The organism is Acinetobacter sp. MF4640, assembly GCF_002018895.1.
In the GTDB taxonomy this organism is placed as follows: Bacteria; Pseudomonadota; Gammaproteobacteria; order Pseudomonadales; family Moraxellaceae; genus Acinetobacter; species Acinetobacter johnsonii.
In genome coordinates this window covers 1-11,415 of record NZ_MVOM01000019.1, presented here as the reverse complement: position 1 = coordinate 11,415, position 11,415 = coordinate 1, and the positions used below count along the sequence as shown (strand labels likewise).

The following is an 11,415-nucleotide window of genomic DNA, read 5'->3' as shown; positions in this document are numbered from 1 at the left end:
CCTGACTAACGTCGTGAGCGTCTCGCCCACGCAAGTTCAATTTGTTTCATTCGGGTCAGAGATTCCAACACCAAGTTACGTAAGTGTCGACAAAAATCTTCCATAAATAAAGTAGCTTGTTGTGATTTTCTGATTAAAACCGCATCAGTCACCAGTTTAAATAAATCATAAGATTCTTGTAACTCTCTACGCGAAGTATTTAAGGTTAAAAAATAGCTCCGCCGTATCGAGGGTAACAGTTCTTGGTAAAACTTCATCAAATAAGCATTGCCCACCATTTCATGCTGGCGCGCCAATCCTTCAAAAATCAAATCATAAAATTTTTCGATACTGCCCTGTTTCAGCTGATTCCCCAACTCATCCAATAGCAGCTGTAAACGTTCCGCTTCATAGCTGCGCCATGTCTCCGCTATGCGTTGCACAATTTGCCCCAACAGCAGACTACTGGTGTCAAACAAGGCGCGCACTTGCTGAGCGGACATTTCAGAGACTATAGCGCCGCGACGCGGGTAGATTTCAATCAGATGTGTACGTTCAAGCAGTAACAAGGCCTCACGCACCGAGCCGCGACTCACATCCAGTTCAGCGGCAATACGTAATTCTTGTATGCGCTCACCTTCGACCAACTCACCGCGAATGATTTGTTCACTGATGTGCTTGGCAATTTGTTCGGACAAACTCTCTGTATCATGTGCTTGCATACTGTTCCTAACTTGTTTTTATAAGATGCAATCCATGGTCTTTAGTGACCTATTTTTAGGTTTTACCCGATCTTAAACGCTAAACACTATGTCATTGTCTAACAATTTTACCGTCTATAATGCCAATCAACAGCAACGCACACAATATTATCAAAGAAATTAAGAACTAAAACCTTGATAAATAAAATATAAACCAACTACCACCAACAAACCAGCAAAACACTTTTTCAACATCGCAGGCGATAAAAGATGCGCCACTTTCGCACCAAACTTTGCGGTGATAAAACTCATGACCGCAATCCCGAAAAATGCATAGACATGAATATAACCAATGGTATTCGGTACATTCACTTCAGCCTGATGCCCGAACCACATAAAACCTAAAGCTCCAGCCACTGCAATTGGTAAGCCACAAGCAGCTGACGTCGCCACCGCTTTTTGCATAGCCACACCATGACGGTTTAAGTACGGCACTGTCAAACTGCCCCCACCAATGCCAAAGATCGCAGAAGCCACACCAATGCCAGCACCGACAAATAACTGTTTGCCTGTAGAGGGCAACTGACGCGATGGATCGACCTCAACATGTGCGCCACTAAACATTTTGTACGCCACCCATACCGCAAAAAAACCGATCAGCAGTTGTAAGCCATGTCCTGACATATAGTCTGCAATGCCTGCGCCTAAAAAAGCGCCCATAACTAAACCTGGGGCCAAATTGCGAAACACAGACCACAACACTGCCCCGCGTTTATGATGTGCACTCACTGAACTCATTGACGTGACAATAATAGTCGCTAGTGATGTGCCAACCGCCATATGCATAATGACGCTCGGGTCATAGTTCAAATGAGTAAACACCACATATAAAATCGGGATGATAATGAGTCCACCACCGACCCCAAATAGCCCCGCAGCAAAACCAGCGATTGCGCCAATCAGTAAATATATGATTAACTCCATGATCATTTTTCACTTTTCTCAGATTCATATGGATTTAGAGACACGCCAATTACAACAGCTTCTCGCTGAAGCACAGCAACTTCCTGAAGTTTTATTGCTTAAGCCAGTTACCACATCCACCAATGATGATGTGCGTGAAATTGCGCAAAAAGGGATTCAGAGCGTTTTGGTCTGCAGTACACGACAAACTCAAGGTCGTGGACAGCGTCAACGACAATGGGTTTCTCCTGAAGGAAACATCTATTTAAGCACATTGCTACAGACCAAAACACCTATAGATGGGCGCTTGGCTTTAGAAATTGCGTTAAATATCTTGCAAATGCCGAGTTTGCAAGGCCTTGCTCTGCAAGTGAAATGGCCGAATGACCTTTACAGTGCTCAAGGTAAATGGGGCGGGATTTTAGTTGAACCACTGTCGAGCCACCAAGCTATTATTGGGGTGGGCATCAATATCAACCAAGTCGAAGATACTCAGCTTGATCAAGCCACCAGCTCACTTGAACAGCTGGGTTTAGCCCAAGCAGAGCGAATTCGCTTAATGGCAGAACTGTATCTGGCGATTCAACAGGCAGGCCTATGGTTCACCCATAATAGTGCGAATTTGGCTTCTCGTTTCAATCATTATGCAGCATTTATGCAGCAACAAGTTGAATTTGAACATATGAAAGGTCTGTCTCAAGGCATCTTCTTAGGCATTCAAGATGATGGTGCGGTACAAATTCAGACCGCCAATGGTGTTGAAAATTTTTATCAAGGCCGTTTACGCCCAATGATCCCTGTTTAAATGATTGAGCATCATCATGAAAAATTTATGGTTAGATATTGGTAATACTCGTCTGAAGTATTGGATTACGCAGGAAGATCAAATTTTGGAACAAGGAGCTGAGTTACATTTACAGTCCCCTGCCGATTTGCTTTTAGGTCTGATTCAGCATTTTAAAAACTTAAACATCCAACAAATTGGTGTTTCTTCGGTTCAGGACAAAAAAAATAATGACCGAATCCGTAAACTATTAAAAAGTTTAAATGTACCGATTACCTTTGCCCAAGTACAGGCCAACTATGCAGGCCTACAGTGTGGTTATGAACAGCCTGAACAACTCGGGATTGACCGTTGGTTGCAAGTGTTGGCCGTCGCACGTAATCCAGAGCAGAACTATTGTGTGATTAGCTGTGGCACGGCGCTGACCATCGACTTGGCGGATGGTTTGCAGCATTTGGGCGGCTATATTTTACCAAATCTCTACTTACAACGAGACTCGCTGATCCAAAACACCAAAGGCATTAAAATTCCAGATGCGGCTTTTGATGAACTCGGTCCCGGTCGTAATACCATCGACGCAGTGCATCATGGGATTTTGCTCGGCTTGGTCAGTACCATTGAAAAAGTCTTGCAACAATCTCCACGCCAACTGATTTTAACTGGCGGTGATGCGCCTGTATTTGCGCGCTATTTGGCAGAGTATGCACCATGCATTGAAAATGATTTATTACTTAAAGGGCTACAATATTATATTCAGCATCAACCCTGAGCCACCGCCTGCTGTTGTAAAAGGGGTTTTAAGGTATTGAGCAGTAGCTCAAATTCAGCATAACCATTTTCACGCATAAAATGCCCTGCACGTTTCACCTCCAGTACCTCTGCACTCAAGAAGTGCCCAAAGGTAAGGGCCAAAGGCGGTGGAACATAAGGGTCATTATTGGAAAACATCACCACACGTGAAGCGATGTGAGAGTGGAGTATACCGCTGTCCAACTTCGCTTGCGCAATAAAGCCACTTAAATCAGGTAAGCTTTTTAAAGCCGCTTTAAAGCCCGCAATACAGAAGATCGCTTTGATTCGACGTTCACGCAGTTTACTACTGAGATAATGTAAAGTCGCCAGACACCCCAAACTATGCGCAATGATGATGGTATTTTCATCCAAAGTGGTCATTTGCAGGGCCAAAGCCTGTTGCCATTCTTCGAAATGTGGTGCATCACTATGCGGGAGCACTAAACGTTTTACTTCAGCATGCAGATCCATCTGACTGAGTTTTTGACTTAGCCACGGAAACCAATGGTCATTGGGCGATGCTTGATAGCCATGCACAATATAGATATGTTGTTTTGATCCATTCATTTTCAACTTCTTATTATAATGTTTGAAAAGAATAAATTTTACGCAACTTTCAAGCCATAAACAGTGCGTTTTTGTTATTGATTGAGGGTATTGAAAATACACATAATATTTTCCATGACTCACAAAACAACAGAAAAAAAAGGCGCTCAACGCGCCTTTTTCTGAAATGGTAAGAAGCAGATTACTTCTTATCGTTGCCACCAAATAATGGTCCCATTCCGCCGCCACCACCAAACTGTTTTTGCATACCGCTTAATGATTTCATCATTTTTGCCATACCCGATGGATTGGCAAATTTCTTCATCATTTTAGCCATTTGCGCATGTTGTTTAATCAACTTATTGACTTCAACGACATCCATACCACAGCCTGCTGCAATGCGCTTTTTACGGCTTGGGTTCATCAGATCTGGATTGCGGCGCTCTTTGATGGTCATCGATTGGATAATCGCTTCCATCTTTTTCACTTGCTTTTCAGGGTTCGCTTGCGCCAATGCATCTTGAATCCCCGCATTGCTCATGCCAGGCAACTTATCCAAGAAACCCATCATGCCACCCATTTTATTCATTTGCTCAAACTGCATTAGCATATCTTCAAAGTTGAAGCTGCCACCTTTTTGCAGTTTTTTCGCCATTTTTTCGGCTTTTTCTTTGTCGACTTTACGTTCAAGCTCTTCGACCAAAGAAAGTACGTCACCCATACCCAAGATACGCTGTGCAACACGTTCAGGATGGAATGGCTCTAAGGCATCGAGCTTTTCGCCCATACCTAAGAATTTGATTGGCTTACCTGTGATTGCACGTACTGAAAGCGCCGCACCACCGCGCGCATCACCATCAGTTTTGGTCAGAATCACACCCGTTAATGGCAGTGCATCATTGAAGGCTTTGGCTGTATTTGCCGCATCCTGACCGGTCATTGCATCGACCACGAACAAAGTTTCAGTTGGCTTAATCGCCGCGTGAAGTTCTTTGATCTCGTCCATCATTTCATCGTCTACGTGTAGACGACCTGCAGTATCAACAATCAAGACATCCGCAAACTGAATTTTGGCTTGTTCAATTGCACGCGTTGCAATGGTAATTGGTTTTTCGTCTGCACTCGATTCAAAGAAAATCGCGCCAACTTCACCTGCAACGGTTTGTAGCTGTTTAATTGCTGCTGGACGGTATACGTCGGCAGATACCATCGCTACTTTTTTCTTTTGGCGTTCTTGTAAGAAGCGAGCAAGTTTTGCAGCCGTTGTTGTTTTACCTGCACCTTGTAAGCCCGCGAGTAGGACTACAACAGGAGGTTTTGCTGCAAGATCAAGGCTTTCATTTGCCTCGCCCATCATTTTTGTTAATTCGTCATGCACGATTTTAACAAATGCTTGGCCCGGCGATAATTGAGTCATGACTTCTTGACCCAACGCCTCTTCCTTAACTTTCGCGATAAATTCACGAGTTACAGGAAGTGCAACATCGGCTTCAAGAAGTGCCATACGTACTTCACGTAGGGTATCTTTAATATTGTCTTCGGTTAGCTGCCCAGAGCCAGTAACATTTCTTAAACTCTGCGTGAGTCGTTCCGTTAAGGTATCAAACATTGCAAAATCCGCTTAAAATTGCTAGTTGCAAAAAAATCTTTCTTAAAATAGAAAATTTATGCATAGAATGCTATAGGATACTGTAGTTCGCACCGAATTTATATAAATGAATATTCATCATCCTGAAAAAGGTTTGACATGATTAGCCTGCCCTTGGTTTACACCATCTTAGCATTAGTCGCTTATACCACCTCTTTTTGGTATTTGTTTCTCAAATTAATGGCTAAACGTGATCCAAACCATTGGTTTATTGGCATTATTTTAGGCTTAGGCTTATTGCTACATGCAACTGTTTTGTACCATGACATGCTCACGCCGATGGGGGTGAATTATGACGTTTTTGTCTTAATGTCATTTACATCAGGGCTCATGCTGTTACTTAGTCTACTCTATAGCACTTATCGTCCAATTCTAGCTTTGAACCTGATTGGCATTCCTGTGGCCGCTACAGGACTCATTTTAGGTTTTGCCTTTAGCCAGTCTACCCAATTTATTGAACAGCGCTCATTGGGTTTAGATATTCATATTATTTTATCGCTGTCGGCCTATGCGGTGCTACTCATGGCAACCATACAAGCCGTGATTTTATGGTTCCAAGATCGTGAGTTAAAGAACAAACAAAAGAAACGCTTTTGGGTCAACTTACTGCCCTCTTTTCAAGCCATGGAGTCTTTACTGTTTGACTTGATTAAAACGGGTTTTCTTTTACTGACCGTAGCGTTGGTGTTTGGTTTCTTTACCATCGATAATTTTTTTGCCCAACATCTGGCACATAAAACCGCTTTTAGTATTATTTCTTGGTTTGTGTATGGATCTTTACTCATCGGACATTACCGTTTTGGTTGGCGCGGTCAAAAAGCGATTCGTTTTACCTTAATTGGATTCTTCTTGTTGGCTGTCGGTTTTATCGGATCTAAGTTTGTATTGGAAATGATTTTAGGTCGATAAAGTCTTTTGTTTAGTTCGCTTTATTAAAGATACAGAGCTCTACTCACAAAGTAGATGTGCAACTTGATAACCCAATAGAAAAGCCCAGCTTGACCAAGCTGGGCTTTTTAGTAAACCTCAATATTTTGATTTAGAATAAATTATCGAGTGTATTTCGTATTATGTAAATTTTAGAAAAACTTAAATACTTTTTACTGTGTTGAATACATTGTATGCCACTTTTATCTAATTTATTTTCTATAATAAATCCTTATCACTTCCCTATGTAGCACTATAGAGGTTATGCAGATTATTCTTAATCTAATGCGTAATATCCATAATTTAAAACCCATCCATAAAAAAGAAGCTTGTCTTTTTATCCAGTTGAAATTCAAATCAATTCTCTGGTAATTCATTTTCTTTAATAGATTCTTCTCTTGAAGCTAAAGCATTCTTACTAGAAATAAATTGTGAAATTTGAAATGCCATACCCATCACTGCACAAAACACACCAAGCAGACTCAAGCCCAAAGCTCGTTTCACAACAAGATGATCAGTAGCCGCAGAGTCAAATGACATTCCAAAAAATATTACAAACATAAGTGGTGTTAAGAACAACATAAGCAGGCTAAATCGCGACCAGAAGGTTGCACGAACTACATCTCCACATAAATCAATCAATAAGTTTTTTAAAACAGTTGTAATCACAAAAGTAGTAGCGCTACTCACCAGTAATGCAATACTAATTTCAATAATAAAACGTGTTAAAACATCCATTGCAGTCCCCTCACTATCATTATTTAATTTTATTATCTACTCAAAAGAAAAAGAGCCTACACTCCGTGTCTCATTAAGAATACAAGCAGTGATTTAACATCAATCTCTTATACGAACTCTAAATATTCAAAGCTATATCACTCTACAGCCTTTCCAAAGGCAGCTCCACTAAAAACGTATAACGCCACTGTGAGCCTCAACTTTGCACTCCTAAAAGCCTAAATAACCCAATCGTGCGGGTTGTACTCACACCTACAGGAAGCTTCGACTCGTGTATGCTGAAGTTCCCTAACCAATAGCATTGATCGATAAACCTTAAGTACATAAGAAAGATAACAAAATGGATCATTTTTTATCCACCTGCTATACTTGTTAAAATTATTACACCTCCCTTGTTCTATTTTAGAGTAACGCCAATGAAGTAAGTCTTATTTTCCGTCAAATCTAATTTATTTGTTTTCTGACGTGCAAAATAAACTTATTTACTGCTCTATATCTCTATAAAAATTTATTTTGTATGTCCTGTATAAAGGAGTCTTCAATGACCCAACAGGCCTGTACTATAAAAAACCTCAGCGTTCAATTTGCTCATGAACCGCTTTTTCAGCATTTAAATTTTGAATTGCCCGCTACCCAATGTTCAGCTTTGATTGGACGTAATGGTCAAGGTAAATCAGTATTAATGTCCCTACTCACTCAAGCGCACAGACCCAATTATGCGAGTGGCGAAGTGATTTGGCAGATGCCATTTGCTTACTTAAGTCAGCTTGAACGTTTAAGTAACTGCACACTTGCCGAGGCGCTTGACGTTTCAGACCTCTATGCCAGTTTTCAGCGTATTGAGCAATCTACCGCGAGCTTTGAGGACTATGATCGTGTTGAACACGCATGGCATCAACCCACTGAATGGTTGAAATTGCTAGAAAGTGCAAACTTACCTACAGATCTATCTAGCTCGGTTTCTCAACTGAGTGAAGGTCAGAAAACCAAACTGGCACTGTGCCGCCTATTTTTCCAAACTGAGCATTATTTACTTCTTGATGAGCCCAGTAATCACTTAGACCATGTAAGTCGTGCATGGTTAAGTCAAAAAATCCTTCAACATCCTGCTGGCTGTTTAGTGATTAGCCATGACCGCACCTTGTTAAATCAAATCTCCAATACCTATGTTTTAAATGATTTTGGCTTGAAACACTTCCGTTGCAACTATGCCGAGTATCAGTCACACACAGAGCAACACCAGCAGGCACTACAACACAATATCTCGCAAGAGAAACGCGAACTAAAACAATTACAAGTCCAACAGCATGAGCAGCGCATGAAAGCTCAGAAAAGGCAAAAGTCTGGGCAGAAATTACGAAGTTCTGGTTCTCAAGCCAAAATCCTACTCGACTTTAAAAAAGAACGTGCGAGTCAAACCTTATCGGGAGTCGCGCAGCAACAACTTCGCCAAAAGGAACAAGCGCAAGATGAGCTCAAAAACAAACAGCAGCAACTAGAACAGATTAAGTCACAAAAGTTTGATTTCCATTTTCAACCTAAACAAACTGGTGAAATTCTTCGTTTAAAAGAAGTGGTTTTAGCAGCACTCTCTATCTCCCCTATTTCTTTTGCCTTACATAGCGGAGAAAAAATCCAACTGCGCGGCCAAAATGGTTCAGGTAAGTCGACCTTACTTCGTGCCATTCAAAATCATAGTCATGTTCAATCGGGATATATTTTCAAGCGAGGGGCATCGTTATATTTAGATCAAAACTTTAGCCTACTGAATCCAGAACTGAATGCTGTACACAATTTACAATTATTGAATCCGTCTTTGTCCGATGAGGAGTGTCGGAATCAATTGGGGCAACTTCGAATTCGTCGAGATAAAGCTCTGCTTCCCATCTCACTACTCAGTGGCGGTGAACAACTCAAAGTTGCTTTACTGTGCATCAGTCTCGCAGCAAAGCCTGTGGACTTACTGCTACTGGATGAACCCGAAAATCATCTCGACATCGACTCAAGACAACTGTTGGCACAGGCTATTCGCGACTTTACAGGGGCGGTTATTTTAGTTTCACATGATGACGCCTTTGTCGAGGAGACACAGATTCAAAACTATTTCGATTTAACCCAAACGCATTAGACTAGACAGCGTGATCGGATTTGCGTATAACACCGTTTTTCTATTTGACTGGTGACACCGCTGTGAAACTCATTCTTGCACCAATGGAAGGCTTAACCGACCCCATCATGCGTGATGTGCTCACGTCTGTAGGTAGCTTCGACTGGTGTGTGACCGAGTTTATCCGTGTGACCAATTCAGTGTTACCCGATCATATTTTTCATCAGTATTGCCCTGAATTACTGCATAACGGAAAAACGGCAGCGGGAACACCTGTGCATGTTCAATTTTTAGGTAATGACCCTGAAATGCTGGCTGCCAATGCCATCCGTGCTGTGAAACTCGGTGCACCCGCCATTGATATGAATTTTGGATGTCCAGCCAAAACCGTGAACCGTCACCGTGGTGGCTCGGTGCTTTTAGATGAGCCAGAAGTGGTACATGAACTGGTCAAAGCAGTACGTGATGCGGTTCCTGCACACATTCCTGTTTCTGCGAAAATGCGTTTAGGTTATATGGACCGACATTTTATGTTGGACAATGCTCATGCCATTGAAGACGCAGGTGCAGCATGGGTTACCGTGCATGCACGTACCAAAGTCGATGGTTATACCCCACCCGCTTTTTGGGATCAGCTCCGCCCGATTCGTGAAGCTTTAAAGATCAATGTGATTGCCAATGGTGAAATTTGGAACAATGCTGACGCGAAACAGTGTCGCTTAGAGTCTGGTTGTGAAGATTTGATGATTGGACGTGGTGCCGTGACAACCCCCGATTTGACCCAATGTATTCGTCAAAATATCGATACGCCTCTGCTGACATGGAATGAGCTACTGACCTTACAAATCCGTTTTTTAAACGGCGGCTATAAAAAAGAAATGAATATGGTCGGACGTTATAAGCAATGGTTGGGCATGATGTCTAAACACTATCCTGAAGCCAAAGCCCTCTGGGATGAAGTCAAACGTATCAAGCCGCTGGATGACATTATTCTTAAACTAAATGCAAGCGCGACTTAATCCGTTCGCGCAACGATCGCGACAAAAGTGGGTAAGTTCCACGCACCACCTGCAAAGCCTTTACATTGCTGCGATTGTGCCTGATAACTGAGGACAAAAGCCTTTCCATTCCAAGCCCACTCGGAACGAATACCACAGTCAGCAATACCCCGACCTTTTTGCTCTGAGAAAATTTGCGCCTCACTAAAACTTGAGCCTGATGTGGTGACTTGCTGCTGAATCTTTTGCAATGCTTTGTCCATGACCCAGTAGCCTAGACCTTCATTGTACGCTCCACGCCAACATGGCACTTGTACCACCACTTGCTCTGCATTCAGCGGATAGACTGAAACCCGATCTTCCTCAAAAAACCGTGCCTCATAGAGATTTGGACAGTCTTGTTCATCTGTTGTTGCTTTTAGCTTTTTAAAGAGTTGATTGGCATTTTTACTGTCCACGGCAAAGTGGCTGGCAACCGCAGGTCGGTATCCTGTAATGCCAATTTTAGAGATGGCTTTGGGTTGTAAAACATTTTGCTCAGACTGATTGCCTTTTTGATAGATGGCATTCGGTGTATTTACCCGCTTTTGTATATCATCCATTTTGAGCAAAACTGCATTTGCCCCAGCAGTTGAAATTTGCCATTGCTGTGCTTGGGTCGTGAGACGAATATCTTCTGCGCCTACCAAAGCCTTTAGCAACTGCGCACTTTGAGCACTGGACAGTTTCGCGGTACTTTTCTTGGCATCGATGGTTAGGTTCCCTAGAGATGTTCCTCCTACATTTAAACTGGCTTCAATATCCTGCGTAAACTCCTCAGCCACTTGAATTTGGCTGAGTACTGCACTACCTGCACCTGCGGGACGAGAAATCAGTAATGAAATAGGATGACCAAACTGTGCATCACTTTGATACCCTACCGCGCGGCACATACCCGTATTATCACAGGCAAGCTCCCTGTCTTTATGTATAAAATAGTTGCCCGTTTCAGCATGAGTCAACTGGCTCAAAACACTCATCAACAACACACCAATAATGGAACTATTTCGTTTTATGATCTTATTATTCAACATATGCGCTCACTCCACTTCAGAGGAATCTTAGGTGTTTAGTCCCAGATTTTAATGGTGCAATATTCTCAGATAAATGGAAGGAAGCACTATGGGACAAGTTCTACACAGCAGCGCCACAACGACACAGGCAGTGCGTCGAGCAATACAAAATAGTCAAGA

The 11,415-nt window shown here is 42.3% G+C and carries 11 protein-coding genes; 5 read left to right on the top strand and 6 right to left on the bottom strand.

What is annotated here, in order from left to right; translation table 11 throughout:
- Window positions 1-5 precede the first annotated feature (5 nt).
- A complete protein-coding gene (locus MF4640_RS08200) occupies window positions 6-701 on the bottom strand; it encodes a GntR family transcriptional regulator (protein WP_004983028.1) in 696 nt (231 codons plus the stop codon).
- 159 nt (window positions 702-860) lie between these two features.
- On the bottom strand, window positions 861-1,664 hold the full coding sequence (locus MF4640_RS08195) for a sulfite exporter TauE/SafE family protein (RefSeq protein WP_078389238.1): 804 nt from the start codon (window positions 1,662-1,664) through the stop codon (window positions 861-863).
- Between the two features lie 28 nt (window positions 1,665-1,692).
- Between MF4640_RS08195 and MF4640_RS08190 the strand changes: the two genes are divergently transcribed.
- Together MF4640_RS08190 and MF4640_RS08185 are read left to right on the top strand one after the other, a co-directional pair.
- The gene (locus MF4640_RS08190) at window positions 1,693-2,448 is read left to right on the top strand and encodes a biotin--[acetyl-CoA-carboxylase] ligase (protein ID WP_078389271.1); all 756 of its coding nucleotides are present in this window, start codon (window positions 1,693-1,695) and stop codon (window positions 2,446-2,448) included.
- Between the two features lie 16 nt (window positions 2,449-2,464).
- Complete coding sequence (locus MF4640_RS08185) at window positions 2,465-3,196, top strand: type III pantothenate kinase (RefSeq protein ID WP_078389237.1); 732 nt, start codon at window positions 2,465-2,467, stop codon at window positions 3,194-3,196.
- On the opposite strand, the gene MF4640_RS08180 is transcribed toward MF4640_RS08185, so the two are convergent.
- Both MF4640_RS08180 and ffh read right to left on the bottom strand, forming a co-directional pair.
- Complete coding sequence (locus tag MF4640_RS08180; RefSeq protein ID WP_078389236.1) at window positions 3,187-3,786, bottom strand: RBBP9/YdeN family alpha/beta hydrolase; 600 nt, start codon at window positions 3,784-3,786, stop codon at window positions 3,187-3,189. The genes MF4640_RS08185 and MF4640_RS08180 overlap by 10 nt on opposite strands.
- 181 nt (window positions 3,787-3,967) lie before the next feature.
- Window positions 3,968-5,374, bottom strand: coding sequence for a signal recognition particle protein (gene ffh, locus MF4640_RS08175; RefSeq protein WP_010327404.1), 1,407 nt, complete (start codon window positions 5,372-5,374; stop codon window positions 3,968-3,970).
- Between the two features lie 138 nt (window positions 5,375-5,512).
- Here ffh and MF4640_RS08170 point away from each other — a divergent pair, with 138 nt between their 5' ends.
- Complete coding sequence (locus MF4640_RS08170) at window positions 5,513-6,322, top strand: inner membrane protein YpjD (protein WP_004695246.1); 810 nt, start codon at window positions 5,513-5,515, stop codon at window positions 6,320-6,322.
- A 375-nt stretch (window positions 6,323-6,697) separates the two neighbouring features.
- Here the strand turns inward: MF4640_RS08170 and MF4640_RS08165 are convergent, their stop codons facing one another.
- Window positions 6,698-7,078: a hypothetical protein gene (locus tag MF4640_RS08165; protein WP_004695240.1), complete on the bottom strand. Its 381-nt coding sequence runs from the start codon at window positions 7,076-7,078 to the stop codon at window positions 6,698-6,700.
- A 541-nt stretch (window positions 7,079-7,619) separates the two neighbouring features.
- Between MF4640_RS08165 and MF4640_RS08160 the strand changes: the two genes are divergently transcribed.
- Window positions 7,620-9,206, top strand: a complete 1,587-nt coding sequence (locus MF4640_RS08160; protein WP_078389235.1) for an ATP-binding cassette domain-containing protein — start codon at window positions 7,620-7,622, stop codon at window positions 9,204-9,206.
- Between the two features lie 62 nt (window positions 9,207-9,268).
- Window positions 9,269-10,204, top strand: coding sequence for a tRNA dihydrouridine synthase (locus tag MF4640_RS08155; protein WP_017396945.1), 936 nt, complete (start codon window positions 9,269-9,271; stop codon window positions 10,202-10,204).
- Here MF4640_RS08155 and MF4640_RS08150 read toward each other — a convergent pair.
- Entirely contained in the window at window positions 10,201-11,256 is a 1,056-nt protein-coding gene (locus MF4640_RS08150; RefSeq protein ID WP_078389234.1) for a DUF1176 domain-containing protein, read from the bottom strand. The two genes, MF4640_RS08155 and MF4640_RS08150, sit on opposite strands and share 4 nt — an antisense overlap.
- Window positions 11,257-11,415: the final 159 nt, after the last annotated feature.